The organism is Streptomyces venetus, from assembly GCF_039540295.1.
Classification (GTDB): domain Bacteria; phylum Actinomycetota; class Actinomycetes; order Streptomycetales; family Streptomycetaceae; genus Streptomyces; species Streptomyces venetus.
Genome location: NZ_BAABET010000006.1, coordinates 130,838 through 157,249, shown reverse-complemented (window position 1 = coordinate 157,249; position 26,412 = coordinate 130,838). Strand labels below are relative to the sequence as shown.

Annotated in this window: 23 protein-coding genes; 14 read left to right on the top strand and 9 right to left on the bottom strand. The window is 71.8% G+C overall.

Annotation, left to right across the window (positions count from 1 at the left end):
• Positions 1 to 37: 37 nt before the first annotated feature.
• Positions 38 to 454, bottom strand: a complete 417-nt coding sequence (gene ssgD, locus ABEA82_RS20825; RefSeq protein ID WP_345663082.1) for a spore wall synthesis regulator SsgD — start codon at positions 452 to 454, stop codon at positions 38 to 40.
• A gap of 247 nt (positions 455 to 701) precedes the next feature.
• Between ssgD and ABEA82_RS20820 the strand changes: the two genes are divergently transcribed.
• The 3 genes from ABEA82_RS20820 to ABEA82_RS20810 all read left to right on the top strand — a co-directional run bounded on the left by ABEA82_RS20820 (position 702) and on the right by ABEA82_RS20810 (position 2,976).
• On the top strand, positions 702 to 1,814 hold the full coding sequence (locus tag ABEA82_RS20820) for a WD40/YVTN/BNR-like repeat-containing protein (protein ID WP_425588542.1): 1,113 nt from the start codon (positions 702 to 704) through the stop codon (positions 1,812 to 1,814).
• Positions 1,815 to 1,884: 70 nt separating this feature from the next.
• Positions 1,885 to 2,208 (top strand): plasmid stabilization protein, encoded by a 324-nt coding sequence (locus tag ABEA82_RS20815; RefSeq protein WP_345663081.1) that lies wholly within the window; start codon positions 1,885 to 1,887, stop codon positions 2,206 to 2,208.
• 75 nt (positions 2,209 to 2,283) lie between these two features.
• Entirely contained in the window at positions 2,284 to 2,976 is a 693-nt protein-coding gene (locus ABEA82_RS20810; RefSeq protein ID WP_345663080.1) for an endonuclease V, read from the top strand.
• Between the two features lie 5 nt (positions 2,977 to 2,981).
• Here ABEA82_RS20810 and ABEA82_RS20805 read toward each other — a convergent pair whose 3' ends face one another.
• Positions 2,982 to 3,176 (bottom strand): hypothetical protein, encoded by a 195-nt coding sequence (locus ABEA82_RS20805; RefSeq protein ID WP_345663079.1) that lies wholly within the window; start codon positions 3,174 to 3,176, stop codon positions 2,982 to 2,984.
• A gap of 179 nt (positions 3,177 to 3,355) precedes the next feature.
• Here ABEA82_RS20805 and mmpA point away from each other — a divergent pair, with 179 nt between their 5' ends.
• Positions 3,356 to 3,502, top strand: a complete 147-nt coding sequence (gene mmpA / locus ABEA82_RS20800; RefSeq protein ID WP_345663078.1) for a morphogenic membrane protein MmpA — start codon at positions 3,356 to 3,358, stop codon at positions 3,500 to 3,502.
• Between the two features lie 103 nt (positions 3,503 to 3,605).
• Here the strand turns inward: mmpA and ABEA82_RS20795 are convergent, their stop codons facing one another.
• Complete coding sequence (locus ABEA82_RS20795; RefSeq protein ID WP_345663077.1) at positions 3,606 to 4,784, bottom strand: saccharopine dehydrogenase family protein; 1,179 nt, start codon at positions 4,782 to 4,784, stop codon at positions 3,606 to 3,608.
• Between the two features lie 92 nt (positions 4,785 to 4,876).
• Here ABEA82_RS20795 and ABEA82_RS20790 point away from each other — a divergent pair, with 92 nt between their 5' ends.
• The 4 genes from ABEA82_RS20790 (at position 4,877) to ABEA82_RS20775 (ending at position 9,828) form a co-directional block, all read left to right on the top strand.
• Positions 4,877 to 5,125, top strand: a complete 249-nt coding sequence (locus ABEA82_RS20790) for an MmcQ/YjbR family DNA-binding protein (RefSeq protein ID WP_345663076.1) — start codon at positions 4,877 to 4,879, stop codon at positions 5,123 to 5,125.
• 110 nt (positions 5,126 to 5,235) lie between these two features.
• Positions 5,236 to 6,381 (top strand): CaiB/BaiF CoA transferase family protein, encoded by a 1,146-nt coding sequence (locus ABEA82_RS20785; RefSeq protein ID WP_345663075.1) that lies wholly within the window; start codon positions 5,236 to 5,238, stop codon positions 6,379 to 6,381.
• Between the two features lie 11 nt (positions 6,382 to 6,392).
• Complete coding sequence (locus ABEA82_RS20780; RefSeq protein WP_345663074.1) at positions 6,393 to 7,607, top strand: acetyl-CoA C-acetyltransferase; 1,215 nt, start codon at positions 6,393 to 6,395, stop codon at positions 7,605 to 7,607.
• 34 nt (positions 7,608 to 7,641) lie between these two features.
• Entirely contained in the window at positions 7,642 to 9,828 is a 2,187-nt protein-coding gene (locus tag ABEA82_RS20775; protein ID WP_345663073.1) for a 3-hydroxyacyl-CoA dehydrogenase NAD-binding domain-containing protein, read from the top strand.
• Here the strand turns inward: ABEA82_RS20775 and ABEA82_RS20770 are convergent.
• Entirely contained in the window at positions 9,814 to 10,536 is a 723-nt protein-coding gene (locus ABEA82_RS20770) for a MerR family transcriptional regulator (RefSeq protein ID WP_345663072.1), read from the bottom strand. The genes ABEA82_RS20775 and ABEA82_RS20770 overlap by 15 nt on opposite strands.
• A 219-nt stretch (positions 10,537 to 10,755) precedes the next feature.
• On the opposite strand from ABEA82_RS20770, the gene ABEA82_RS20765 reads away from it, so the two are divergent.
• A complete protein-coding gene (locus tag ABEA82_RS20765; protein ID WP_345663071.1) occupies positions 10,756 to 12,222 on the top strand; it encodes an amino acid permease in 1,467 nt (488 codons plus the stop codon).
• A gap of 115 nt (positions 12,223 to 12,337) precedes the next feature.
• Here the strand turns inward: ABEA82_RS20765 and ABEA82_RS20760 are convergent, their stop codons facing one another.
• The gene (locus tag ABEA82_RS20760) at positions 12,338 to 13,861 is read right to left on the bottom strand and encodes a M1 family metallopeptidase (RefSeq protein ID WP_345663070.1); all 1,524 of its coding nucleotides are present in this window, start codon (positions 13,859 to 13,861) and stop codon (positions 12,338 to 12,340) included.
• 201 nt (positions 13,862 to 14,062) lie between these two features.
• Between ABEA82_RS20760 and ABEA82_RS20755 the strand changes: the two genes are divergently transcribed.
• The 3 genes from ABEA82_RS20755 to ABEA82_RS20745 all read left to right on the top strand — a co-directional run bounded on the left by ABEA82_RS20755 (position 14,063) and on the right by ABEA82_RS20745 (position 19,086).
• Complete coding sequence (locus ABEA82_RS20755) at positions 14,063 to 16,009, top strand: Xaa-Pro dipeptidyl-peptidase (RefSeq protein ID WP_345663069.1); 1,947 nt, start codon at positions 14,063 to 14,065, stop codon at positions 16,007 to 16,009.
• A complete protein-coding gene (locus ABEA82_RS20750; protein ID WP_345663068.1) occupies positions 16,006 to 17,280 on the top strand; it encodes a M14 family metallopeptidase in 1,275 nt (424 codons plus the stop codon). Before ABEA82_RS20755 ends, ABEA82_RS20750 begins: the two co-directional genes overlap by 4 nt.
• Positions 17,281 to 17,346: 66 nt before the next feature.
• Positions 17,347 to 19,086, top strand: coding sequence for a BCCT family transporter (locus ABEA82_RS20745; RefSeq protein ID WP_345663067.1), 1,740 nt, complete (start codon positions 17,347 to 17,349; stop codon positions 19,084 to 19,086).
• A 262-nt stretch (positions 19,087 to 19,348) separates the two neighbouring features.
• Here ABEA82_RS20745 and ABEA82_RS20740 read toward each other — a convergent pair whose 3' ends face one another.
• A complete protein-coding gene (locus tag ABEA82_RS20740; RefSeq protein WP_345663066.1) occupies positions 19,349 to 20,296 on the bottom strand; it encodes an NAD(P)/FAD-dependent oxidoreductase in 948 nt (315 codons plus the stop codon).
• 67 nt (positions 20,297 to 20,363) lie between these two features.
• On the opposite strand from ABEA82_RS20740, the gene ABEA82_RS20735 reads away from it, so the two are divergent.
• Positions 20,364 to 21,386: an oxidoreductase gene (locus tag ABEA82_RS20735; protein ID WP_345663064.1), complete on the top strand. Its 1,023-nt coding sequence runs from the start codon at positions 20,364 to 20,366 to the stop codon at positions 21,384 to 21,386.
• 28 nt (positions 21,387 to 21,414) lie between these two features.
• Positions 21,415 to 23,055 (top strand): ABC-F family ATP-binding cassette domain-containing protein, encoded by a 1,641-nt coding sequence (locus ABEA82_RS20730; protein ID WP_345663063.1) that lies wholly within the window; start codon positions 21,415 to 21,417, stop codon positions 23,053 to 23,055.
• Here the strand turns inward: ABEA82_RS20730 and ABEA82_RS20725 are convergent.
• The 3 genes from ABEA82_RS20725 to ABEA82_RS20715 all read right to left on the bottom strand — a co-directional run bounded on the left by ABEA82_RS20725 (position 23,052) and on the right by ABEA82_RS20715 (position 26,334).
• Positions 23,052 to 23,600 (bottom strand): putative glycolipid-binding domain-containing protein, encoded by a 549-nt coding sequence (locus ABEA82_RS20725; protein ID WP_345663062.1) that lies wholly within the window; start codon positions 23,598 to 23,600, stop codon positions 23,052 to 23,054. The two genes, ABEA82_RS20730 and ABEA82_RS20725, sit on opposite strands and share 4 nt — an antisense overlap.
• Positions 23,601 to 23,712: 112 nt before the next feature.
• Positions 23,713 to 26,103, bottom strand: coding sequence for a Tex family protein (locus ABEA82_RS20720; RefSeq protein WP_345663061.1), 2,391 nt, complete (start codon positions 26,101 to 26,103; stop codon positions 23,713 to 23,715).
• A 99-nt stretch (positions 26,104 to 26,202) separates the two neighbouring features.
• A complete protein-coding gene (locus tag ABEA82_RS20715) occupies positions 26,203 to 26,334 on the bottom strand; it encodes an LPFR motif small protein (protein ID WP_276327110.1) in 132 nt (43 codons plus the stop codon).
• Positions 26,335 to 26,412: the final 78 nt, after the last annotated feature.

Genomic DNA, 26,412 nt, shown 5'->3' with positions numbered 1-26,412 from the left:
CGGACGGCCGACGCACGCTTCGCTCAGGGCAGCCGGCTCAAGCCGCGTCCCGCATCAGTTCCGCCAGGTCGTGGTCCAGGTCCAGCTGGAGGTGCTCCAGACCGACCGGCACGAGCTCGCTCGTGGCTTCCAGGAACCGGCGCACCTCACTCGAGCGGACGTGCACGACGGCGGTGCCCTCGGGGGCGTGGAACTCCAGCACCGTGCGGTCGTACCCGTACGGCCGGACCCGCACGTCGCCGTGCCCCTCGGCATGGTTCAGGCCCGCGGCGAGCAGCTCGCGCGAGAACGTCCAGCAGACCTCGACGCCCTCCAGCGTGGCCGGGGCGGGGAAGGTCATGCGGACGGCGAACGGATCACGTCGGTCGTAGTGCAGCGTCGCGGGAATGCTCGGCATACGCGGCGCGGCGGCGACGAGTCGGGCCTCCACGGGCTGCTCGATGACGATGGACAACGCCTTGCTCCCTTGTGACGGCTGGACGGACTTCCGGGCGTATGAGACCCGAGCACTGGAAGAGACGACGGAATCAGCCAATCCGTGCACACGAATTGCGAGTGACCTCTGTCACCGCGTTCATGCACGGGAGTGACGTGACTCTCCTCGGGTGTTCCGCAGGGCACTTGTGGCGACCGCGGGAACACCCGGAACACGCGTGAGGCCGTCTGGACGGCACCCGGGCGGTGGGCTAGCTTCGCCGGCCATGAGGCGCTTGGGGAGCACGCGACGTACGGGACGGACACAGCACCGGGTGACCACGGTGGTGGCGTGCGCGGCGGCACTGGTCGCACTGGCCGCGCAGGCCGCCGTACCCGCCCAGGCGCGGGGGCCGGAGCACCGGGCGCCGCACTGGGAGCTCAAGGACACCGGCACCCCGGACGTACGGTTCCGCGGGCTCGCCGCCGTCAGCCGGAACACCGCCTGGCTCGCCGGGACCGGCGGCACGGTGCTGCGCACCACCGACGGCGGGTCGAGCTGGCGGGACGTCTCACCCCCGGGCGCGGCGGAGTTGCAGTTCCGGGATGTCGAGGCGTTCGACGCGCGCCGTGCCGTGGTCCTGGCCATCGGCGAGGGCGAGGCGTCCCGCGTGTACCGCACCGACGACGGCGGCGCGACCTGGACGGAGTCCTTCCGCAACACCGACCCGAAGGCCTTCTACGACTGCCTCGCCTTCTTCGACCACCGCCACGGCCTGGCGATGAGCGACCCGGTGGACGGCAGGTTCCGCGTCCTGTCGACCGGCGACGGCGGCCGCTCCTGGAGGGTGCTGCCGGACGCGGGCATGCCGGCCGCGCAGGAGGGCGAGGCCGGATTCGCGGCGAGCGGCCAGTGCCTGGTCACGTCCGGACCGAAGGACGTCTGGCTGGCCACCGGCGGGGCCGCTCGCGCGCGGGTGCTGCACTCCGCCGACCGGGGACTCACCTGGACGGCCACCGACACGCCCCTCCCGGCGGGCGACCCGGCCCGCGGCGTCTTCGCGCTCGCCTTCCGCGACCGCACCCATGGTCTCGCCGTCGGCGGCGACTTCAACCCCGGCCGGCCCTCACCGGACGCCGCGGCGCGCACCGGCGACGGCGGCCGGACCTGGCGCCCCGCCACCGCACCCCCGCCCACCTACCGCTCCGGCGTCGCCTGGCTCCCGCACAGCCGCACCACCGCCCTCGCCGTCGGTCCCACCGGCACCGACCTCACCACCGACGGCGGCCGCACCTGGCGCACGGTCGACACCGGCTCCTACGACACCGTCGACTGCGCCCCCGGCCACGGCTGCTGGGCCGCCGGGGAGAAGGGCCGGGTTGCCCGCCTGGAGCACTGAGCGAGCGGTATGCGCTGATTGTTGGCAGTGTGGGTACTCGTTCACTGGTCGTGAAAGGAAGTGAGCGGTCATGCCACGCGGTTCGAGCTCCAAGCGGGAGCGTCAGTACGAGCACATCAAGAAGAGCGCGCAGGACCGGGGCGAGAGCACCGGCCGTGCCAAGGAGATCGCCTCACGGACGGTGAACAAGGAGCGCGCCCGCTCCGGCGAGTCGAAGACGGCGAGCCGCACCTCCACGCAGGACATGTCCTCCGGCAAGCGCGGGGGGCAGCGGTCGGGCCAGGGCTCCCAGGGGCCCACCTACGACCAGCTCTACCAGGAGGCCAAGCGCCGTGGCGTCGAGGGCCGGTCCAACATGAACAAGAGCCAGCTCCAGCGCGCGCTGGGCAAGTGAGGCCGGGCCTCAGCGGGCCGGCGGGACTCATCCGGCCCCGCCGGCCCTCGCTGAGCCCGTAGGCTCATGCCCACCATGACGACCGTACGCACCCCCGAGGACTGGCCCACCACCGAGGAACAGGCCCGCGCCGTGCAGGACGAACTGCGCGCCCGCGTGATCCTCGACGAACCCGGGCCGCCGCCCGGGACGGGCCGGGTGACGGGAGTCGACGTCGCCTACGACGACGAGCGGGACGTGGTCGCCGCGGCGGCCGTCGTTTTGGACGCGTCGAGTCTCGCCGTGGTCGCCGAGGCCACGGCGGTGGGCCGGGTTTCCTTCCCGTACGTGCCCGGGCTGCTCGCCTTCCGCGAGATCCCCACGGTCCTCGCCGCCCTCGACGCCCTGCCGTGCCCGCCCGGCCTGGTGGTCTGCGACGGCTACGGCCTCGCCCACCCCCGCCGCTTCGGCCTCGCCAGCCACCTCGGGGTGCTCACCGGCCTGCCCACGATCGGTGTCGCCAAGAACCCCTTCACCTTCGCCCACGACGAGCCGGACACCCCGCGCGGCAGCACCTCCGCGCTGCTCGCCGGCTCCGAGGAGGTCGGACGCGCCCTGCGCACCCGCGACGGCGTCAAGCCGGTCTTCGTCTCCGTCGGCCACCGCGTGACCCTGGCCGGCGCCTGCGCCCACACCCTCGCGCTCACCCCCCGGTACCGCCTCCCGGAGACCACACGCAGGGCGGACGCGCTCTGCCGGCAGGCGCTGCGGCAGACCTACTCCGTCTGATCGGCCTACTCCGTCTGCTCGGCCACCCGCCAGCGGCCCACCTCGCGGTACTCCGAGTCGCAGATGACCGACCCGTCCCCGGGCCGGAGTGGGTAGTGGTGCAGGTTGCCGCCCCAGTACCTGAGGATCCGGCCCAGCTCGCCCGCCGGATCCTTCGCCAACGCCGTGTCGTCCATGGTGACTTCGAGAAGGAACTTCATGCCTTCAATGGTTTCATTGAACTCCTTGTTGGCACTTTTCGCGCTGTTGCCCACCCAGCGCCGGGGAAAGTCTCAAACCGGGGGAGCGGCCTGCCGCCGGACGGGCCGCGCGATCTGAGTACCGGCTCTGAGTACCTGTACGGATGCCCGCCACCGCCCGGGTCGGCAGGCTGGGGCGCATGACAACGCACCGCGCCACCAAGCCTGTTGCCAGTCCGACCCAGACCGTCGAGCGGGCCGTCACGATCGGGCTGATCCTCGCCGTGCTGGCGGGGCTCGCTTGGATCGCCGGGATGATCTACACCATCGCCGAGTGGCCGCTCTAGGCCTGACCCCGGGCGGTGCCGGTTCAGCGCCGGAGCGCCCCGGTGCCGGTTCAGTGCCTGACCCGGCGGCGCTCGTTCAGCGCCGGAGCCCCGCGATACCCCTTCAGCGGGACGACGCGACGCGGAAGCGGATGCCCGCCGCGCGCAGCCGGTCGATCAGCGCGTCGCCCATGGCCACGGCCGTCGTGACCTGACCCGCCGTCTTCGGGAGATCGTCGAAGGCGAGGCAGAGCGCCGACTCGGCGAGCATCTTCGCCGTCTCGTCGTACCCCGGATCGCCGCCCGAGACCTCCGTGTACACCCGGCGGCCACCGCCCTCGCCCACGAAGCGCAGGGAGAACCAGCTCTTCGCCCGCTTCTCGGGGCTCGGCCCGTCCCCGGGCCTGAGCCGGTCGGACAACCAGCGCCGCGCGGCCGGCAACTGGGCCGCGGCGACCACGGCACCCACGGCCGCGACCCCGCCCACGGCGACCGGCAGGCGCCGGACGGCAGCGTACTGCCGGTAGCGGAACTCGGGCCCGTACCGGTCCAGGGCCGACGCCGACCGCCGCACGATCTGCGGGTCGATGGTCGGCATCGGCAGCGCCCACGCGCCGACCTCCTTGGCGAACCGCGGCGCGGCCGCCGGCACCGACACCCGCCGGCCCACGAGTCGCGGCTCGTGGCGCCGCCGGTCCCGCGCGGCCGCCGCCATCTCCCGCTGCCGCGCGAACTGGTTCAGGGCCGAGCCGAACGTGCCGCCCGAGAAGGCCGCGTCGGCGGTCACGAACCCGTCCACGGTCAGCGGCACGCCCTCCGGCAACTGCCGCACGGTGAAGTACACCCCGAGGTCGTGCGGGATCGAGTCGAACCCGGCGGCGTGCACCAGCCGCGCTCCGGTCTCACGCGCGCGTGCGTCGTGCCGCACGTACATGAGGTCCACGAACTCGGGCTCACCCGCGAGGTCGAGGTAGTCGGTCCCTGCCTCCGCGCAGGCGGCGACGAGCTCCTCGCCGTACGTCACGTACGGGCCGACCGTCGTGGCCACCACACGCGCGCTCTCGGCCAGCGCGCGCACCGAGGCGGGGTCGGAGACGTCCGCCCGCAGCACCCCGACCTCCGTGCCCGCCGGCAGCCGCTCCCGCAGCCGCTCCAGCTTCTCCGCGCTGCGGCCCGCGATCGCCCAGCGCAGCCCCTCGGGCGCGTGGCCGGCCAGGTACTCCGCGGTGAGCGCTCCGGCGAAACTCGTGGCTCCGAAAAGCACGATGTCGTACGGACGGTCCGTCCTGTTCAACCCGCTCATGACACCCCTCGGTCGTTCAGCCCGTGCCGTTGTCGGTGGCCGAGGCTAGCGTGAGGAGTGCGGAGCCCGACGACGAGCCCGGAGGAACGACGATGGCCGTGCCCAGGAATGCCCTGAAGAAGTGGGAGAAAGCGCGCGAGTTCGCGCTGGGGCTGCCGGACGCGGTCGAGGAGTTCCCGTGGGGCGAGCCCGCGGGGTACGGCCTGGGCAAGGCGGGCTGGGTCGGCATCCCTCTGGAGGGCAAGGGCGCCCCGGCCGCCGAGGTGCTCTGCGAGTGGGTGGAGGAGAGCTATCGGGTGATCGCGCCCAAGCGGCTGATAGCGGTACTGGACGGGGGCTGACCTCGTCCGGCAGATTGCTGAGCGCTTGCTCGTGCAGCTCTTGTGCCGAGTGGAACGTGTTCTTAGCATCACTGGTGTTACATCACTTGTGTCACAGCACTGGGGGCTGGATGACCACGGCAAGGACGCCAGGGCACGGTCCGCTCGCCGGCGTGCGGGTCGTCGAACTGGCCGGGATCGGACCCGGCCCGTTCGCCGCCATGCTGCTCGCCGACCTCGGGGCCGACGTCGTGCGCGTGGACCGGCCCGGCGGGCCCGGGCTCGCGATCGACCCGGCGTACGACGTGACCAACCGCAACAAGCGCTCGGTGGTCGTCGACCTGAAGTCGCCGGACGGCCCCGCCCGGGTGCTCGAACTGGTCGCACGGGCCGACGTCCTGGTCGAGGGCTACCGGCCCGGCGTCGCCGAGCGCCTCGGTGTCGGCCCCGGGGACTGTCACGCCCGCAACCCGCGTCTCGTCTACGGCCGGATGACCGGCTGGGGCCAGGACGGCCCGCTGGCCCAGCGCGCCGGCCACGACATCGCGTACATCGCCCCCACCGGCACCCTCGGCATGATCGGCCGGCCGGACGAGCCGCCGGCGGTCCCGGCCAACCTGCTCGGCGACTACGCGGGCGGCTCCCTCTACCTCGTCGTCGGCGTCCTCGCCGCCCTGCACCACGCGCGGGCGACGGGCACCGGCCAGGTCGTGGACGCCGCCATCGTCGACGGCGCCTCCCACCTCGCCACGATGATCCACGGCATGCTCGCCGCCGGCGGCTGGCAGGACCGCCGCGGCGCCAACCTCCTGGACGGCGGCTGCCCGTACTACGGGACGTACGAGACGGCCGACGGCCGGCACATGGCCGTCGGGGCGCTGGAGTCGCGGTTCTACGCGGAGTTCCTCGCCGTCCTCGGCATCGAGGACCGGGCCGAGGCCCGAAAGGACGTCAGCCAGTGGGGTGAGCTGCGCGAACAGGTCGCCATCCGCTTCAAGACCCGGACACGGGACGAGTGGACAGCCCTCTTCGAGGGCTCCGACGCGTGCGTGGCGCCCGTGCTGTCACTGCGCGAGGCCCCGCACCACCCGCATCTCGCCGCCCGCGGCACCTTCACCGACCACGGCGGCATCACCCAGCCCGCCCCGGCCCCCCGTTTCTCCGCGACCCCGACCTCCGTCCGCACCGGCCCGGCGCAGCCGGGCGCCGACACCGCGGAAGTCGCCCGGGACTGGGACGTCCCCGGGCTCCTCCCGTCGTCCCGAAACCCTCAGTGAAAGGCCTCCTCGTGAGCACCGAAGCGTACGTGTACGACGCGATCCGCACCCCGCGCGGACGCGGCAAGGCCAATGGCGCCCTGCACGGCACCAAGCCCATCGACCTGGTCGTCGGGCTCATCCACGAGATCCGCGCCCGCTTCCCCGGCCTGGACCCCGCCGCCGTCGACGACATCGTGCTCGGCGTCGTCGGCCCGGTCGGCGACCAGGGGTCCGACATCGCCCGGATCGCGGCCATCGCCGCGGGGTTGCCCGACACGGTGGCCGGTGTCCAGGAGAACCGCTTCTGTGCCTCGGGCCTGGAGGCCGTCAACCTGGCCGCCGCCAAGGTCCGTTCCGGGTGGGAGGACCTGGTCCTCGCGGGCGGCGTCGAGTCGATGTCCCGGGTGCCGATGGCCTCGGACGGCGGGGCCTGGTTCAACGACCCGATGACCAACCTCGACGTCAACTTCGTGCCGCAGGGCATCGGCGCCGACCTCATCGCCACCATCGAGGGCTTCTCGCGGCGCGACGTCGACGAGTACGCGGCCCTCTCCCAGGAGCGGGCGGCGGCCGCCTGGAAGGACGGGCGCTTCGACCGGTCCGTCGTGCCGGTGAAGGACCGCAGCGGCCTCGTCGTCCTCGACCACGACGAGCACCCGCGCCCCGGCACCACCGCCGACTCCCTCGCGGGGCTGAAGCCGTCCTTCGCGGACATCGGCGAGCTCGGCGGCTTCGACGCGGTGGCCCTCCAGCAGTACCACTGGGTGGAGAAGATCGACCACGTCCACCACGCGGGCAACTCCTCCGGCATCGTGGACGGCGCCTCGCTCGTCGCGATCGGCTCCAAGGAGGTCGGCGAGCGCTACGGGCTCACGCCCCGGGCCCGGATCGTCTCGGCCGCGGTGTCCGGCTCCGAGCCCACCATCATGCTCACCGGCCCCGCCCCGGCCACTCGCAAGGCCCTCGCCAAGGCCGGACTGTCCATCGACGACATCGACCTGGTCGAGATCAACGAGGCGTTCGCGGCGGTCGTGCTGCGCTTCGCGCGGGACATGGGCCTGTCCCTGGACAAGGTCAACGTCAACGGCGGCGCGATCGCCCTCGGCCACCCCCTCGGCGCGACCGGCGCGATGATCCTCGGCACCCTCGTCGACGAACTCGAGCGCCAGGACAAGCGCTACGGCCTCGCCACGCTGTGCGTCGGCGGCGGCATGGGCGTCGCGACCATCGTCGAGCGCATCTGACCACCTCCCGACGGATCACACGGAGCACCTCCACATGAGCACTGAGTCCACCACCATCCGCTGGGAACAGGACCACACCGGCCTCGTCACCCTCGTCATCGACGACCCGAACCAGTCCGCGAACACCATGAACCAGGCGTTCCGCGACTCCCTCGCCGCCGTCACCGACCGCCTGGAGGCCGAGAAGGACTCCCTCCGCGGCGTCATCATCACCTCCGCCAAGAAGACCTTCTTCGCCGGCGGCGACCTGCGCGACCTGATCCGGGTCACCCCCGAGACGGCCCAGGAACTGTTCGACGGCGGCATGGCGATCAAGCGGAACCTGCGCCGCATCGAGACCCTCGGCAAGCCGGTCGTCGCCGCGCTCAACGGCGCCGCCCTGGGCGGCGGCTACGAGATCGCCCTGGCCTGCCACCACCGCATCGCCCTCGACGCGCCGGGTTCGAAGATCGGCTGCCCCGAGGTCACCCTCGGCCTGCTGCCCGGAGGCGGCGGCGTCGTCCGCACGGTCCGCCTGCTGGGCATCGCCGACGCGCTGCTCAAGGTTCTGCTCCAGGGCACCCAGTACAACCCCCGCCGCGCCCTGGAGAACGGTCTCGTCGACGAGGTGGCCGACAGCCAGGAGGACATGCTCGCCAAGGCCCGCGCCTTCATCGACGCCAACCCGGAGGCCCAGCAGCCCTGGGACAAGCCCGGCTACCGGATCCCGGGCGGCACGCCCGCCAACCCCAAGTTCGCCGCGAACCTGCCCGCCTTCCCGGCGACCCTGCGCAAGCAGACGAACGGCGCCCCCTACCCGGCGCCGCGCAACATCCTCGCCGCCGCCGTCGAGGGCTCCCAGGTCGACTTCGAGACCGCCCAGGTCATCGAGGCCCGCTACTTCGTGGACCTCGCGGCCGGCCAGACCTCGAAGAACATGATCCAGGCCTTCTTCTTCGACCTCCAGGCGGTCAACTCCGGCGCGAACCGCCCCCAGGGCATCGAGCCGCGCAAGGTCCGCAAGGTCGCCGTCCTGGGCGCCGGGATGATGGGCGCCGGGATCGCCTACTCCTGTGCCCGGGCCGGTATCGACGTCGTCCTCAAAGACGTCTCCCTGGAAGCGGCCCTCAAGGGCAAGGGCTATTCCGAGAAGCTGTGCGCCAAGGCCGTCGCCAAGGGCCGCACGACCCAGGAGAAGGCCGACGCGCTGCTCGCCCGGATCACCCCCACCGCCGAGGCGCAGGACCTGGCGGGCTGCGACGCCGTGATCGAGGCCGTCTTCGAGGACACCACCCTCAAGCACAAGGTGTTCCAGGAGATCCAGAACGTCGTGGCCCCCGACGCGCTGCTGTGCTCCAACACCTCCACCCTCCCCATCACCGCGCTCGCCGAGGGCGTGGAGCGCCAGTCGGACTTCATCGGTCTGCACTTCTTCTCGCCGGTCGACAAGATGCCGCTGGTCGAGATCATCAAGGGCGAGCGCACGGGCGAGGAGGCCCTGGCCCGCGCCTTCGACCTGGTCCGGCAGATCAACAAGACGCCGATCGTCGTCAACGACTCGCGCGGCTTCTTCACCTCCCGCGTCATCGGGCACTTCATCAACGAGGGCGTCGCCATGGTCGGCGAGGGGATTGAGCCCGCGTCGGTCGAGCAGGCCGCCGCGCAGGCCGGTTACCCGGCCAAGGTGCTGTCCCTGATGGACGAGCTGACGCTCACGCTGCCCCGCAAGATCCGGGCCGAGACCAGGCGGGCCGTGGAGGAGGCCGGCGGCACCTGGGTCGCCCATCCCGCCGAGGCCGTCATCGACCGCATGGTCGACGAGTTCGGCCGCACGGGCCGCAGCGGCGGCGCCGGGTTCTACGACTACGGGGACGACGGCAAGCGCGCCGGCCTGTGGCCAGGACTGCGCGAGCACTACACCGTGCCGGGCTACCGGATCCCCTTCCGGGACATGCAGGAGCGCATGCTCTTCTCCGAGGCGCTGGACACCGTCCGGCTGCTGGAGGAAGGGGTGCTGACCTCGGTGGCGGACGCCAACATCGGCTCCATCCTCGGCATCGGCTTCCCGGGCTGGACCGGCGGCGTGCTCCAGTACATCAACGGCTACGAGGGAGGCCTGCCCGGGTTCGTGGCCCGCGCGCGTGAACTCGCCGAGCGCTACGGCGACCGGTTCACACCGCCCGCGCTGCTGGTGGAGAAGGCCGAGCGGGGGGAGAGGTTCAGCGACTCAGCCCGCACCTGAGCCGCCGGGCTCACTCGATGCGGCGAGCCACACGCCCAGCTCTTCCTTCAGCGACCGCTGAAAGGCCGTGAGGAGCGCCTGCACCACCAGAGGGTGCATGTGCGCCGACAGGGACCGCACGTCCCGCGCGTCACGCTCCGCGACCTCACCGCGGAAGAGCTGGGAGAGTGCACGGGCCGCGGCGCGCGAGTGTTCCAGGAGAACCTCGCGCGCCGCGAAGATCGCCTCCTGGGAGAGCGGCACGTCCAGCAGCCCGACGCCCAGCCGGAGCAGACCGAGGTCGGCGTCGTAGCCGTCGTCCACGGGCCGGACCACGCCCATCGCGACGAGCCGCCGGACGTCCTCGTCGTCGAGCGGCCGCCCCGCGCGCCGGCGCAGTTCCTCCCGCGTGATGGTCTCGACGGTGTCCGGCGCCCAGGAGGCGACCACGGCCCGGTGGACGGCGAGATCGTGCGCGCTCAGGTCCGGCGGCAGCTGCCGCAGGTAGCGCTCGATGCCCGCCAGCGTCATGCCCTGGTGCTGCAACTCCTCGATCAGCGCCAGCCGGGCCAGATGCTCCCGCCCGTAGTGGCCCACGCGCCGGGGACCGAGCACCGGCGGCGGCAACAGCCCCTTGGTGCCGTAGAAGCGGACCGTGCGCACCGTGACACCGGCCCGGGCGGCCAGTTCGTCGATCGTGAGGGGCGGTTCCTCGGTGTCGGTCGTCATGCGCAGCAGTATCGCTGTCCCACCAGTGCTGTGACACCTCCGGCGGCCGGGGTGGCGGCGGTGTGAGAAGGAGCGCTCTGTGACGTACGCCACCGCGTGAGCCGTGCACGGTGGGGGAAGGTGGCCCCTTGGTCTGTGCCTTTACAGGGCGCAGACCTTATGTACGTCTTGGACAGCCGAGCGCGACCCGCTCGGGAGCACCAGAGAGTGGATCCACCCGTGAGCAAGGACGCCGTGAACACGGCAGCAGCCGCATCCCCCAGCGACGCGGCCCAGGTGCCCGCGGACGCGGGCGACGCCGGCTACAGCAAGGACCTCAAGCCCCGCCACGTCAACATGATCGCCATCGGCGGCGCGATCGGCACCGGACTCTTCCTGGGCGCCGGCGGCCGGCTGCACAACGCGGGCCCCGCGCTCGCACTGGCCTACCTGGTCTGCGGCATCTTCGCCTTCTTCGTCGTCCGGGCCCTCGGCGAGCTGGTCCTGTACCGGCCCTCCTCGGGCTCCTTCGTGTCGTACGCGCGCGAGTTCCTCGGTGAGAAGGGCGCCTACGTCGCCGGCTGGATGTACTTCCTGAACTGGTCGACCACCGGCATCGCCGACATCACCGCGATCGCGCTCTACACGCACTACTGGAGCCTGTTCACCGACATCCCGCAGTGGGCGCTCGCGCTGGCCGCCCTCGCCGTCGTGCTGGCGGTGAACCTCATCTCGGTGAAGATCTTCGGCGAGATGGAGTTCTGGTTCGCGATCATCAAGGTCGCGACGCTCGTCGGCTTCATGCTGATCGGCATCTTCCTGCTGGCCACCCAGCACGAGGTGGGCGGCCGGACCCCGGGCGTCGGCGTCATCACGGACAACGGCGGCGTCTTCCCGCACGGCATGATGCCCGTCGTCCTCGTGATGCAGGGCGTGATCTTCGCGTACGCCGCGCTGGAACTGGTCGGCGTCGCCGCGGGCGAGACCGCCGAGCCGGAGAAGGTCGTCCCGCGCGCGGTGAACTCGATCATGTGGCGGGTCGGTCTCTTCTACGTCGGCTCGGTCGTCCTCCTGGCCCTGCTCCTGCCCGGCTCGGTCTACTCGGCCGACCAGAGCCCCTTCGTCACCGTCCTGTCGAAGATCGGCGTCCCGGCGGCGGGCGACGTCATGAACCTGGTCGTCCTGACCGCCGCGATGTCCTCGCTGAACTCGGGCCTGTACTCCACGGGCCGCATCCTGCGCTCGATGGCGACGGCCGGCTCCGCGCCGAAGTTCACCGCCCGGATGAACCGCAGCCAGGTCCCCTACGGCGGCATCCTGCTCACCTGCGCGGTGTGCGTGCTCGGCGTCGGCCTGAACTACCTCGTGCCGGCCCAGGCGTTCGAGATCGTGCTGAACGTCGCCTCGCTCGGCATCATCAGCACCTGGGTGATCATCATGATCTGCCACCTGGTCTTCGTCCGCCGCGCCAAGGCGGGCCTGCTCGCCCGGCCCTCCTTCCGCCTCTTCGGCAGCCCGGTCACCGAGATCGCCACGATCGCCTTCCTGCTGGCCTGCCTCGGCATGATGTGGAACGACCCCGAGGTCGGCCGCAAGACGCTCCTGCTCGTCCCGCTGATCGCGGCCATGCTCGTCGCGGGCTGGTTCGGCGTCCGCCGCCGGGTGTCGCAGACGGCCGACCAGGAGCTGTCGCAGTTCACGAAGTAGCAGGCGGGGCCACTGTCAGTGGCCCCGCCCACGGTGGCGTCATGCCGGGGACGGCCTCGTCCCGTCTGGCGCCACCGCCCCGTCGGTGACGGGCGCCGAGGTCATCGCCCGTGCGTCAGTGCTCGTGCCTGCCGGTGCCCCGTTCCGCGTGCTCGTGCACGCCGTTCGTCGCCGCGATCCGCTTCCACGACTTCGGCTGCTGCACCGCACCGCCCGCCTTCGCGACCGACGCCGTCCGGGCCGCCGAGGCCGCCGGCTTGGACGGCTCGAAGAGCCAGGTGTCGAAGAGGGCGGCCAGGGGCTTGCCGGAGACCTCCTCGGCGTACCGCCGGAAGTCGGCGACCGACGCGTTGCCGTAGGCGTACTTCTGCGGCCAGCCCTTGAGGATCGCGAAGAACGCCTCGTCACCGATCTCGTTGCGCAGCGCCTGCACCGCCAGCGCACCCCGGTCGTAGACCGCGATGTCGAACTGGTTGTCAGGGCCCGGGTCGCCGGGCTTCACCGTCCAGAACGCGTCGTCCGCCGGATGCGAGGCGTACACGTAGTCGGCGAGTTCCTGCGCCGTGCCCTCGCCCTCGTGCTCGGACCACAGCCACTGCGCGTACCGGGCGAAGCCCTCGTTGATCCAGATGTCCTCCCAGCGCTTCAGCGACACCACGTCCCCGTACCACTGGTGCGCCAGCTCGTGGACGATGAGGGACACGTTCGACCCGTTCGCGAACTGCCGCGGGCTGTAGTACGGCCGGGTCTGGGTCTCCAGGGCGTACCCGGTGGTCGTGTTCGGCACGTACCCGCCGAGCGCGTTGTAGGGGTACGGCCCGAAGTACCCGGCCAGCCAGTCCGCGATCTCCCCGGTCCGTTCGAGGCTCGCCCGGGCCGAGCCGGCGTTCGCGCCCAGGTCCTTGCTGTAGGCGTTGAGGACCGGGATGCCGCTCTCGGTCGTGCCGGTGGTGATGTCGAACTTCCCGACCGCGAGCGTGGCGAGGTACGTGGTCTGCGGCTTGTCGGAGCGCCAGTTCCAGCGGGTCCAGCCGAGCCGTGAACTCGTCGACTGGAGCGTGCCGTTGGAGATGGCCTGCGTGCCGTCCGGGACCAGCACGGACACGTCGTAGGTGGCCTTGTCGAGCGGGTGGTCGTTGCTCGGGAACCACCAGGCCGCCGCCTCGGGCTCGTTCGCCGCGACCCCGCCGTCCGGCGTGCGGTGCCAGCTGGTGAAGCCGTACGCCTGCTTCGACGACGGCACCCCGCGGTAGCGCACGACGACCGTGACGGGCGTGCCCTTGGCCAGCGGGGCCTTCGGCGTGACCTCCAGCTCGTGCTCGCCCGACGTCCGGACCGAGGCCTTCGCGCCGTTGACACGCACCTCGTCGACGTCCAGCAGGAAGTCCAGGTTGAAGCGGGACAGGTCCTGCGTGGTGCGGGCCACCAGGGTCGCCGTGCCCTCGAGTACGTCCGTGGCCGGCTGGTACTTCAGCCTGAGGTCGTAGTGCGAGACGTCGTATCCGCCGTTGCCGTAGGCCGGGTAGTAGGGGTCGCCGATGCCCGGCGCGCCGGGGGCGTAGGACGCGGCCGATGCCGGGATCGCCAGCAGGAAGACGGCCGCCGTCAGGGCTCCCGGCGCGATGATTCTGCGGTGCACGCAAAACTCCAAGTCGTAGGGGTCCCGAAGTCGTTCCGGAGCCTATTGACTCCTGCTCTCTCTGGTCATGTCCATGGCCCCTGCTGTCACACGATCGCCATTCGGCCGACATGAGACACCCGGTCCCCGGGGTCACCCGGGACACGCCGGTCCGTCAGGTGCCCTCTTCTGAACAGGAGTTGACCGATGTAGCGTCCGGCCATGCCGAAACGCACGCGCTTCACGACCTGGAGACCGCTCGCGACGGCGGCCACGGCCGCCCTGTTGGCCACGCTGCTCACCCCGGCCGCGGCACACGCCGCACCGCGCGGGAGCGAGCCCGTCCACTCCTACGAGAACGCCGTCCGCGAGGCCGTCTGGGTGGACACCGGGCTGGACGGCGACGGCGACGGCAAGGCCGACCGGGTCGCCGTCGACATCGTCCGCCCCCGCGAACCCGCGGCCAAGGGCCGCAAGGTCCCGGTCATCATGGACGCCAGCCCGTACTACTCCTGCTGCGGACGCGGCAACGAGAGCCAGAAGAAGACGTACGACGCCGACGGCGACGTCGTCCGGATGCCGCTGTTCTACGACAACTACTTCGTGCCCCGCGGCTACGCGGTCGTCGGCGTGGACCTGGCCGGAACCAACCGGTCCGACGGCTGCGTCGACGTCGGCGGCCGCTCCGACATCCAGTCCGCGAAGGCCGTCGTCGACTGGCTGAACGGCCGCGCCAAGGCCTACACCAGCCGCACCGGCACCACCCGGGCCGAGGCCGGCTGGTCCAACGGCAGGACCGGCATGATCGGCAAGAGCTGGGACGGCACCATCGCGGGCGGCGTGGCCGCGACCGGCGTCAAGGGGCTGAAGACCATCGTCCCGATCAGCGCCATCTCCTCCTGGTACGACTACTACTTCCAGCAGGGCGCCCCGCTGTACGACTCCGGCCCCGAGTGGCTGTCCGACTACGTCGACAGCCCCGACGCCCGCGCCAAGTGCGGTGCCGTGCAGCAGAAACTCGTCGACGGCGCCCCGCGCACCGGCGACTGGACGCCGCTGTGGACCGAGCGCGATTACGTCAGGGCCGCGCGCAAGGTCAAGGCCAGCGTCTTCCTCGTGCACGGCATGCAGGACCTCAACGTGCGCATGAAGCACGTCGGCCCGTGGTGGGACGCCCTCGGGAAGAACGGCGTCGAGCGCAAGATCTGGCTCTCCCAGACCGGCCACGTCGACCCCTTCGACTTCCGCCGCGCAGCCTGGGTCGACACCCTGCACCGCTGGTTCGACCACGAACTCATGGGCTACGACAACGGCATCGACCGCGAGCCCATGGCCGACATCGAACGGCACCCCGACCAGTGGACCACCTCCAGGACCTGGCCGCCGAACGGCACCCGGGCCGCCACCCTGCGCCCCGGCCCCGCCGGTGTAGGCACCCTCGGTCTGCGCCGCGGACACGGCACCGAGACCGTCACCGACGACCCGGACCTGGGCGAGACCGACTGGGCCGCGCAGATCGACAAGGCGACACCGGAGAAGGCCGGTTTCGTCACCCGGCCGCTCAGCCGCGACCTGCGCGTGTCCGGCTCCTCCGAGGTCACCGTCACCGCGAGGTCCTCCACCCCGACGGCCCATCTCTCCGCCGTCCTCGTGGACATCGGGCCCGACACCATCCGCGACTACGCCGACGGCGGCGAAGGCATCACCACCCTCACCGACCGGACCTGCTGGGGTGCGAGCACCGCCGGCGACAGCGCCTGCTTCAAGGAGACCAAGGCGAAGACCACCGACGTCGACTACACGATCGTCAGCCGCGGCTGGGCCGACCTCGGCAACCACGCCTCCGGCCTCAAGGGCGCCCCGCTCACCCCGGGCAAGCGGTACACGATCACCCTCGACCTGGCGGCGACCGACCACGTCGTCCCCGCGGGCCACCGCCTGGCACTGATCGTCGCGGGCACCGACAAGGGCCTCATCGACCCTCCCGCCGACCGGCCGAAGCTCACGCTCGACCTGTCCCGCACCTCGGCGCGCGTCCCCTTCGTCGGCGGAACGGTCGCCTTCGCCCGCGCCACCACGGGTGCCGCGTCCGCCGGCCCCGACGCCGGCTTCCTGGACGGCGTACGGGACCCGCGCACCACTCACCGCGTCCCGGAGGGCAGCCAGTGAACCGCGTCCGCGCCCTGACCCTGACCGCCGCGGCGCTCGCCGCCTCCCTGGTCGCCGTCCCGGCCCGGGCCGGCACCGACGCCCCGCCGCGCACCGGTTTCGAGCAGACCGACGGCGCCCGCTGGACGACGCAGCCCGAGGAGCAGGACTTCCTCAGGGCCGTCGACCGGTCGAGCAGCCGCGTCTCCATGACCCGCTTCGGCACCACCGAGCAGGGCCGCCCGCTCCAACTCGTCCGGATCGGCACCCACCCGACGCCCAACAAGGTGCTGCTCGTGTGCAGTCAGCACGGCGACGAACCCTCCGGCCGGGAAGCCTGCCTGACCACGATCCGGGATCTCGCCCACGCCCGCGACAGCCGCACCCGGCGCTTCCTGGACCGCACCACGCTCCTCGTCGTGCCCACCGCCAACCCCGACGGCCGGGCCGCCGACACCCGCGGCAACAGCGACGGCGTCGACATCAACCGCGACCATCTCGCCCTGAAGACCGCGGAAGGCCGCGCCCTGGCCGCCGTCATCCGCGACCAGCACCCCGACCTGGTCTACGACCTGCACGAGTACGGCGCCACGCCCCCGTACTACGACAAGGACCTGTTCGACCTGTGGCCGCGCAACCTCAACACCCACGACGCGGTCCACGACGAGGCACGGACCCTCTCCGAGGTGTACGTCCGCCCCGCCGCGCAGCGGGCCGGCCACTCGACCGGCACCTACGGCATCTGGACGGACCCTGGGACCGGCGAGCCGGTCAAACAGGTCGCCGGTGACGGGCAGGAGCGCATTTTGCGCAATATGTCCGGTGTGAAGCATGCGGTCGGACTGCTCATCGAGAGCCGCGTGGACCCGCTCACCGACGCGGAGAAGGACGACGAGGCGCTGAACAACCGGCGCCGGGTCACCTCCCAACTGGACGCTCTGGAGGGCCTTTTCACCTACGCCGACCAGCGCCGGGGCGCCGTCGAGGCGGCGACGGGCAGGGCCCGGCTCACGGGCTGGGCCGACACCGGCCCCGTCTACGTCGGCGGCGCCGACAACGACCCGCCCGAACCCGCCGAGGTGATCGCCGACCCGCCCTGCGGCTACCGGCTCACGGACGCGCAGTACGCCGAGGTCGGGGACGAACTCGCGCTGCACGGAGTGCGCGTACGCAAGGACGGGGAGGGCGTGCTCGTACCCCTGCGCCAGTCCCTGCGGTCGCTCGTCCCGCTGCTGCTGGACGAGCGAGCCACGTACCACCTCACGAAGGCCGTTCCCGAAACGCAATGTTGAAGGGGGTGAAATTGCGCCACACGTGGTAGGGGCGTTACGGAGGACTTACGTCCGTCCTCTGTCCCGATGAAAGGTGCCGCCGTGACGCATGACGAAGCAAGAGATCAGGAACCACATGCGGGAGGCACGCTTCCGGGCTCGGAAGCGGGCCTTCCCGGTCAGGAACGGCCCAGAACCGACCGGATCGTCTTCGGGGTCACGGCCGCGCTCACCCTCGCCTTCGTGGTCTGGGGTGCCGCGGCCACCGACTCGCTCGAACACGTCTCCACCAGCATGCTCAGTGGGCTGATGCACAACGGTGGCTGGGCGTTCATGCTCGCGGCCTCCGGATTCGTGGTGTTCGCGCTGTGGCTCGCGGCCAGCCGCTACGGCCGTATCCACCTCGGAGCCGAGGGCGAGGAACCCGAGTTCCGCACGGTGTCCTGGGTCGCGATGATGTTCAGCGCGGGCATGGGCATCGGCCTGATGTTCTACGGCGTGAGCGAACCGCTGTCGCACTACGGGACGGCACCGCCGGGCACGAATCCGGCCGACTCCGGTGACCGCATGGAGACGGCCATGGCCACCACCCTGTTCCACTGGACGCTCCACCCCTGGGCGATCTACGCGGTGGTGGGTCTCGCCATCGCCTACAGCACGTTCCGCAGGAAGCGGCGCCAGACCATCAGTGCCGTCTTCACCCCGCTCATCGGCAAGAAGCACGCGAACGGCGCCGTCGGCCGCGTCATCGACATCCTCGCGATCGTCGCGACCGTCTTCGGCTCCGCCGCCTCGCTGGGGCTGGGCGCCTTGCAGATCGGCTCCGGTGTGCAGGAGCTGAACTGGATGGACAAGGTGAGCACCGGGCTGCTCGTCGCGATCATCGCGGTGCTGACCCTGGCCTTCGTCGCGTCCGCGGTGTCCGGTGTGGAGAAGGGCATCCAGTGGCTGTCCAACACCAACATGGTGCTGGCGCTGATCCTCGCCGTGTTCGTGTTCGTGGCGGGCCCGACCATCATCGTCCTCGACCTGCTGCCGACGTCGGTCTTCGCCTACCTCGGCGACCTGCCCCAGCTGGCCGGCCGTACGGAGGCCAGCGGCGGGAAGGGTGTCGCGGACTGGCTGGGCAGCTGGACCGTCTTCTACTGGGCGTGGTGGATCTCCTGGACGCCGTTCGTCGGCATGTTCATCGCCCGTATCAGCAGGGGCCGGACCATCCGGCAGTTCGTCGGCGGCGTGATCCTGGTGCCCAGCACGGTCAGCCTGATCTGGTTCGCCATCTTCGGCGGCTCGGCGATGAAGATGCAGGAGCAGGGGCAGCTCGGCAAGGAGGCGACCCCCGAGGGCCAGCTCTTCGACGTGCTCCAGCAGTTCCCCCTCGCGACGGCCACCAGCCTGCTCGTGATGATCCTCGTCGGCATCTTCTTCGTGTCGGGCGCCGACGCGGCGTCGATCGTCATGGGCACCCTGTCGCAGAAGGGAGCGCTCGAACCCGGCCGCTTCGTGGTGGTGTTCTGGGGTGTGGTCACCGGAGCGGTGGCCGCGATCATGCTCCTCGTCGGCAGCGGTCAGGGCGACGCCCTGACGGGCCTGCAGAACCTCACCATCCTCGCGGCGGCGCCGTTCGTCGTCGTGATGACCTTCATGTGCGTCGCCCTCATGCGCGACCTGCGCCGCGACCCGGTCATGGTCCGCGAGCAGATGGGCTCCGAGGCCGTCGAACAGGCCGTCATCGAAGGCCACAAGAAGTACGACGGCGACTTCGAGTTCCGCGTCGGTCCGGGCCGCGGCCCGGACGTGGAAGGCGACCCGATCGGCAAGCACTGACCGCGAACCGGCCGGTCCCGGGGCTCCTGGCCCGGGGACCGGCCGGACCTGTCCGCCCGGGCGTCCGGGACCGACGAGCGAACCCGCCCGCGTCCGGGGTTCGCGAGCCGTGGATGCGGAAACCCCGCCCGGAGGCCGCGTGTTGCCGGCCGCGTGCCGGGAGCCGGTCAGCCGGTCACCAGGAGCTTCTTGCCGATCGGCGAGAAGCGGGAGGCCGATCGCCGGGCGCGGGAAGCCGCTCGGACGTGATCGCCCGGGCCCCTCAGCCGAGTGCCAGCCGAGCCGCCTCCTCGGCGCACCCCCAGGCCACCGTGACCCCCGCGCCACCGTGGCCGTAGTTGTGGACCAGCAGGCGGCCGTCCGGCAGCGGTTCGCTCTCCAGGCGGACCGTCGGACGGGCGGGGCGCAGACCGACCCGGTGCGCCAGGACCCGTGCCTCTGCGATCTCCGGCCGCAGGGCGGCGCAGCGGCGCACGATCGCCTCCGCCGTCGCGGGGTCGGGCTCCAGCGACCAGGCGTCCTCCTCCGCCGTGCCGCCGAGGACGAGCCCGCCCGGCTGCGGGAACATGTACGCGGACTGCCCGGACGCGTCCTCGCAGACCAGCCAGGTGTCGATGCCCGGGTTCTCGACCACGACCAGCTGCCCGCGCACGGGCCGTACGGACTCGTCCGGCACCAGCTCCCGCGCGGCCAGGCCCGTGCAGTTGATCACCACCGGCGCCTCGGCCTCCGTGAACGAGGACACCGTGCGTGCCTCGACCACCCCGCCCGCCGCCACCAACCGCTCCCGCAGCCAGGGCAGGTGGGCCGGCATGTCGAGGAGCGGCAGCCGTGCCCGGACCGCGGGCCCCGCGTACTCGCCGGCCGTGGCCGCGCGCAGCGGCACCCGTCCCGCCAGCCATCCCTCGACCTCGTCGAGACGGGTCCCGCCCAGTACCCCTTCGACCACCCGTACGCCGCTGCGCACCTCCCGCGCCGCCAGCTCCTCGTACACCTCCAGCGTCCGCAGCGCCCACACCCGGGCCAGCTCGAGCGGCTCGATCCGGTACGGCCACCACAACGCGCCCGCGACCGCCGATGTGGTCGCCTCGGCGGAGTCCCGCGTCCACATCCGCACCCGCCGCCCGCGCTCCGCGAGCACCACCGCGGTCGTCAACCCCACGACGCCGCCACCGACAACGACGATCTCGTCACTCCGCTCGCCAGCCATGACCCGGACCGTAGCGGAATGTGTCATGCCGTGCTCACATCACGCGCTGTGTGGGGATACTCACAGCATGTGTGCCGAATATGCGACCTTCGGTCTGGCACCCGCGATGCGGGCCGGCGGAGTCCTCACCGACGGTGGTTACCAGGTCCACCGGGACTTCGTGGACTTCATCGTCGACGGCCGCCCGCTGCTGTTCCGGCTCTCCGACCTCGACGCGGTCTCCCCGCTCGCCTCCGACGTACCACCCGCGATCTTCACCGCGCAGGTCCGCAGCCTGCTCCTGGAGAGCGCGGCCCCGCTGCCCGGCGGCCGGTACGTCGTCTACGGCTGCCCCGAGTGCGAGGACCTGGCCTGCGGCGCCGTGACCGCGGTCATCCGCCGGGACGGCGAGGACTTCATCTGGCGGGACTTCGCCTGGCAGACCGACGAACACGCCGACCTCGACCTCAACGGCTACCACGGCATCGGGCCGTTCCGCTTCCGCGGCGCCGAGTACCGCGCGGCACTGAGCGCCCTGCTCGACGGCTCCGCCCCGGACACCCGGCGCCGCGTCCTGCTGATCGGCGCCCGCGTCGCCGTCCTGGCCAAGCTCGCCGCGGCGTCACGCACCATCGGCGTCGGCGCCGACATCGCCCACGACACCGACGCCGTACCCGCCGACGAACTGCGCGGTTACGACGCCGTCGTCTTCGGCCGTGGCGTCGGCGAGCGGGAACGCGCCGCCGTCCGTGACGCCTTCGAGCGCGCCCGGGTCCCCGTCGCCTTCGTCGACGGCCTCGCCCCGATCGTCCCCCTGCTGGTCGCCCAGATCGAACACGCCCTGGACCGCGGCCCGGTCGAGCGGCGCCGCCTCACCGGCCTGGCCGCGCGGGGCGGGACGGCGGACGTCGACGTCAGCTCCGCCTGCCGGGTCACGCTCACCGCGTACCGCCTCGACCGGTTCGGCCGCCCCCACACCCACGAGCTCCTCGACCAGGTCCTCGAACCTGGCCGCCACCGCATCGCCCTCGACGGCAAGGCCGTGCGGGGACAGTCGTTCCTGGTGGCGCGCACCTCCGGAAGCGTCCTGGTGACGGCCGTGACGCACTGAGCGACGCGCCGTTAGGATCAGCGCTCTGATGACTGCCACCCTCGTCGCCAAGAACCTCGCCGCCGGCCACGGCGACCGCTCCCTGTTCACCGGCCTCGACCTCGTCGTGGCGCCCGGCGACGTGATCGGTCTGGTCGGAGCCAACGGCGCGGGCAAGTCCACCCTGCTCACCCTGCTCGCCGGACTCGTCCCACCCGAGCAGGGCGAGCTGCGCCTGTCCCCGCCGGCCGCCACCGTCGGTCACCTGCCGCAGGAGCCGGACCGCAGGCCGGGCGAGACCGTACGGGCGTTCCTGGGCCGCCGCACCGGCGTCACCGAGGCCCAGCGGGCCATGGACGAGGCGACCCAGGCCCTGGTCGACGGGTCACCCGGCGCCGACGACGCCTACGCCGTGAGCCTGGAGCGCTGGCTCGGGCTCGGCGGCGCCGACCTCGACGAACGCGCCGAGGAGATCGCCGACTCGCTCGGGCTCGCGGTCGACCTGGACCAGCCGATGACCTCCCTGTCCGGCGGCCAGGCGGCCCGCGCCGGGCTCGCCTCCCTGCTGCTGTCCCGCTACGACCTCTTCCTCCTCGACGAACCGACCAACGACCTCGACCTCGACGGCCTGGAGCGCCTCGAACGCTTCGTGAGCGGCCTGCGCGCCGGGACGGTGGTCGTCAGCCACGACCGCGAGTTCCTCACCCGCACCGTCACCAAGGTCCTCGAACTCGACCTCGCCCAGCGGCAGATCAACCTCTACGGCGGCGGCTACGCGGCCTATCTGGAGGAGCGGGAGGTGGCCCGCAGGCACGCCCGCGACGAGTACGAGGAGTTCGCCGACAAGAAGGCCGCCCTCCAGGACCGGGCGCAGACGCAGCGCGCCTGGATGGACAAGGGCGTGAAGAACGCGCGCCGCAAGGCGGGCAACGACAACGACAAGATCGGCCGCAAGTTCCGCAGCGAGGCCAGCGAGAAACAGGCCGCGAAGGCCCGCCAGACCCAGCGCATGATCGAGCGGCTGGAGGTCGTCGAGGAGCCCCGCAAGGAGTGGGAACTGCGCATGGAGATCGCCGCCGCACCCCGCTCGGGCGCGGTCGTGGCGACCCTGCGGGACGCCGAGGTGCGGTACGGCGACTTCGTCCTCGGCCCGGTGTCCCTCCAGATCGACCTCGCGGACCGGGTCGCGGTGACGGGCGCGAACGGCGCCGGCAAGTCCACGCTGCTCGCCGCCCTGCTCGGCCGTGTCCCGCTCGACGCCGGGCACGCCGCTCTCGGCTCGGGCGTCCTGCTCGGCGAGGTCGACCAGGCCCGGAAGCTGTTCCACGGCCAGGAACCGCTGCTCGACGCCTTCCGCGCGGCCGTCCCGGACACCGAACCGGTCGAGGTCCGTACGCTCCTGGCCAAGTTCGGTCTCAAGACGGACCACGTCCTGCGCCCCGCGGCGACCCTCTCCCCGGGCGAGCGCACCAGAGCCGCCCTGGCACTGCTCCAGGGCCGTGGCGTCAACCTCCTGGTCCTCGACGAGCCGACCAACCACCTCGACCTGCCCGCCATCGAGCAACTGGAGTCGGCCCTCGACGCCTACGACGGCACCCTCCTCCTCGTCACGCACGACCGCCGCATGCTCGACGCCGTGCACGTGACCCGCCGCCTGGAGGTGGCGGACGGCAAGGTGACCGAACGCTAACGGGCCGTCAGGCGAGTGGCGAGCTCGGGGTAGTCCACGACGTACCCCTCCTCGTCGAACTCCAGGTCGCTGCGGAAGTCGCCGGAGGCGTAACGGACCCGCCCGGGCCCGAGATGCGTGTACGTCTGCCGCGACGGCCGCACCGAGAGGTCCGGCACCGACACCCAGGCCATCAGGAACTCCCGCTCGCCGGGCGCCCGATGCAGCTCGTGCCGCAGCACCGGCATGGTGTTGGTGAGCGGACAGAGCCCCAGGTCGCAGTCGAGCGCGCCTTCGACGTCCGGCAGCGCCTCACCGTTCGCGGCCCAGCGGCCCCGACCGTCGTGCCGTAGATCGAGCTCGCGGGTCCCGTCCCCGGTCTCCGCGGTGACGCTCAGCCGCCGGGTCACGAAGCCTTCGGCGGTCTCGAGCTCGTACGAGATCCAGTACGGCTCAGGAACGGTCCCGACGGCCCGCCCACGCGCCCTCAACGCCCTGTCCCCGAGCCGGGCCCAGGCGGTCTCGACCCCCCGGCTCGCGGACACTTCCCAGGTGATCACACGCATGCGGCCAGCCTAGAACGGAAAGGGCGCGAGGCGCCCCTTTCCAGGGGCGCGGGGAACTGCGCGACCAGCCACAACGGTCCCGCAGCTCCCCACGGCCACTTCGGCGAAGCCGTCAGCGACGACCATTCTTGGGATCGACCAACCCGGCCCGGCGCAGAGCATCGGCCATCGCACTGTTGGCCGGCGCCGCCGCCTGGCGCGAACCACCACCGCCACGGCCCCCCTGCCGCTGCTGCGGCGGCCGGCCCCCACGCTGCCGGCGTTCACCGGAACCGCCACCCTGCCCCTGCGCGCCCGGTGCGCGCTGCGCGGCCGCTTCGTCGTCCAGGCGCAGCGTCAGCGAGATCCGCTTGCGCGGGATGTCGACGTCGAGGACCTTCACCTTGACGATGTCGCCGGGCTTCACCACGTCCCGCGGGTCCTTGACGAAGGTCTTCGACATCGCGGAGACGTGCACCAGGCCGTCCTGGTGGACGCCGACGTCGACGAACGCCCCGAAGGCGGCGACGTTCGTCACGACGCCCTCCAGGACCATCCCGGCCGACAGGTCGGAGATCTTCTCCACGCCCTCCTTGAAGACGGCCGTCTTGAAGGCCGGGCGCGGGTCGCGGCCGGGCTTCTCCAGTTCCTTGAGGATGTCGGTGACCGTCGGCAGACCGAACGTGTCGTCCACGAACTCCTGCGGCTTCAGCGAGCGCAGCACGGAGGTGTTGCCGATGAGCCCGGCGACCTCCTGCCCCACGGTCTTCACCATGCGCCGTACGACCGGATACGCCTCCGGGTGCACGCTGGAGGCGTCCAGCGGGTCGTCACCGCCGCGGATCCGCAGGAAGCCCGCGCACTGCTCGTACGCCTTCGGGCCCAGCCGCGTCACCTTCTTCAGCTCACCGCGGGAGGTGAACGGGCCGTTGGCGTCCCGGTGCGCCACGATGTTCTCGGCGAGTCCGGAGGTGATGCCGGAGACCCGGGCGAGCAGCGGCGCCGACGCCGTGTTGACGTCCACGCCCACGCCGTTCACACAGTCCTCCACCACCGCGTCCAGCGACCGCGACAGCTTCACCTCGGACAGGTCGTGCTGGTACTGGCCGACACCGATCGACTTCGGGTCGATCTTCACCAGCTCGGCCAGCGGGTCCTGAAGGCGCCGGGCGATCGACACGGCACCGCGCAGCGAGACGTCCATGTCGGGCAGCTCCTGCGAGGCGAAGGCGGACGCCGAGTACACGGACGCGCCGGCCTCGGACACCATCACCTTCGTCAGCTTCAGCTCCGGGTGCTTGGCGATGAGCTCGCCGGCGAGCTTGTCGGTCTCGCGGGACGCCGTGCCGTTGCCGATCGCGACCAGTTCGACCGCGTGCTCCTTCGCGAGCCGCGCCAGCTTGGCGATGGCCTCGTCCCACCGGTTGGCCGGGACGTGCGGGTGGATCACGTCCGTGGCGACGACCTTGCCGGTCGCGTCCACCACGGCGACCTTCACCCCCGTACGGAAACCGGGGTCGAGACCGAGCGTGGCGCGCGTGCCCGCGGGGGCCGCGAGCAGCAGGTCGCGCAGGTTCGCGGCGAAGACCCGCACCGCCTCGTCCTCGGCGGCCGTGCGCAGCCGCAGCCGCAGGTCGATGCCGAGGTGCACCAGGATGCGGGTGCGCCACGCCCAACGGACCGTGTCCGTCAGCCACTTGTCGCCGGGACGGCCGCGGTCGGCGATCCCGAACCGGTGCGCGACGATCCCCTCGTACGACGACGGGCCGTCGGTCGGCTCCTCGGGCTCCAGGACGAGTTCGAGGACCTCCTCCTTCTCGCCGCGCAGCATGGCGAGGATGCGGTGCGAGGGCAGCTCGGTGAACGGCTCGGCGAAGTCGAAGTAGTCGGCGAACTTCGCGCCCGCCTCCTCCTTGCCGTCCCGCACCTTGGCGGCCAGCCGCCCCCGCACCCACATGCGTTCGCGCAGTTCGCCGATCAGGTCGGCGTCCTCCGAGAACCGCTCGGTGAGGATCGCCCGGGCGCCGTCGAGGGCCGCCTGCGGATCGGCCACGCCCTTGTCGGCGTCGACGAACGCGGCGGCCGCGGCGAGGGGCTCGACGGCCGGGTCGCCGAGCAGCCCCTCCGCCAGCGGCTCGAGACCGGCCTCACGCGCGATCTGCGCCTTGGTGCGCCGCTTGGGCTTGTACGGGAGGTAGATGTCCTCCAGACGCGCCTTCGTCTCGGCGCCCCGGATCCGTGCCTCCAGTTCCTCGGTGAGCTTGCCCTGCTCGCGCACCGACTCCAGGATCGCGCTCCGGCGCTCCTCCAGCTCCCGCAGATAGCGCAGCCGCTCCTCGATCGTGCGCAGCTGCGCATCGTCGAGCATCTCGGTCGCTTCCTTGCGGTAGCGGGCGATGAAGGGCACCGTAGAACCGCCGTCGAGCAGTTCCACGGCGGCCCTGACCTGCCGCTCCCGTACGCCGAGCTCCTCGGCGATCCTGCCTTCGATGGACCCTGCTCCGAGGGACCCGGGTGTCGTCACGATCCCGTACCGCCTTCTCCACTGAGGTTGCGCGGCAATTGTGGCAGGTGACACCGCGACTCGGGGATCAGGGCGGCCCCGGCAAGTCGGGGACCGGGATCAGGCCCTGCGGCTGCGGGTGGCGGAGGAGGCCCCGCCGAACAGCCGGGCCAGGGCACGGAACGGCAGGGTCACGACGGTGGCGATGGCGCCGCCGATCTGGCGCAGTACGTCTGCGATAGCACGGAACACGTAATTCCCCTTTCTCCACACCCGACCGGACCGGACCGGCCGAGAGAGGACGGGTACCTCACCGAAGCCTCACCATGC

Coding starts and splice junctions, on each gene's coding strand:
- ABEA82_RS20820 (WP_425588542.1), top strand. CDS start 702: ATGAGGCGCTTGGGGAGCACGCGACGTACGGGACGGACACAGCACCGG.
- ABEA82_RS20815 (WP_345663081.1), top strand. CDS start 1,885: ATGCCACGCGGTTCGAGCTCCAAGCGGGAGCGTCAGTACGAGCACATC.
- ABEA82_RS20810 (WP_345663080.1), top strand. CDS start 2,284: ATGACGACCGTACGCACCCCCGAGGACTGGCCCACCACCGAGGAACAG.
- ABEA82_RS20805 (WP_345663079.1), bottom strand. CDS start 3,176: ATGAAGTTCCTTCTCGAAGTCACCATGGACGACACGGCGTTGGCGAAG.
- mmpA (WP_345663078.1), top strand. CDS start 3,356: ATGACAACGCACCGCGCCACCAAGCCTGTTGCCAGTCCGACCCAGACC.
- ABEA82_RS20795 (WP_345663077.1), bottom strand. CDS start 4,784: ATGAGCGGGTTGAACAGGACGGACCGTCCGTACGACATCGTGCTTTTC.
- ABEA82_RS20790 (WP_345663076.1), top strand. CDS start 4,877: ATGGCCGTGCCCAGGAATGCCCTGAAGAAGTGGGAGAAAGCGCGCGAG.
- ABEA82_RS20785 (WP_345663075.1), top strand. CDS start 5,236: ATGACCACGGCAAGGACGCCAGGGCACGGTCCGCTCGCCGGCGTGCGG.
- ABEA82_RS20775 (WP_345663073.1), top strand. CDS start 7,642: ATGAGCACTGAGTCCACCACCATCCGCTGGGAACAGGACCACACCGGC.
- ABEA82_RS20770 (WP_345663072.1), bottom strand. CDS start 10,536: ATGACGACCGACACCGAGGAACCGCCCCTCACGATCGACGAACTGGCC.
- ABEA82_RS20755 (WP_345663069.1), top strand. CDS start 14,063: ATGCCGAAACGCACGCGCTTCACGACCTGGAGACCGCTCGCGACGGCG.
- ABEA82_RS20745 (WP_345663067.1), top strand. CDS start 17,347: ATGAAAGGTGCCGCCGTGACGCATGACGAAGCAAGAGATCAGGAACCA.
- ABEA82_RS20740 (WP_345663066.1), bottom strand. CDS start 20,296: ATGGCTGGCGAGCGGAGTGACGAGATCGTCGTTGTCGGTGGCGGCGTC.
- ABEA82_RS20735 (WP_345663064.1), top strand. CDS start 20,364: ATGTGTGCCGAATATGCGACCTTCGGTCTGGCACCCGCGATGCGGGCC.
- ABEA82_RS20730 (WP_345663063.1), top strand. CDS start 21,415: ATGACTGCCACCCTCGTCGCCAAGAACCTCGCCGCCGGCCACGGCGAC.
- ABEA82_RS20725 (WP_345663062.1), bottom strand. CDS start 23,600: ATGCGTGTGATCACCTGGGAAGTGTCCGCGAGCCGGGGGGTCGAGACC.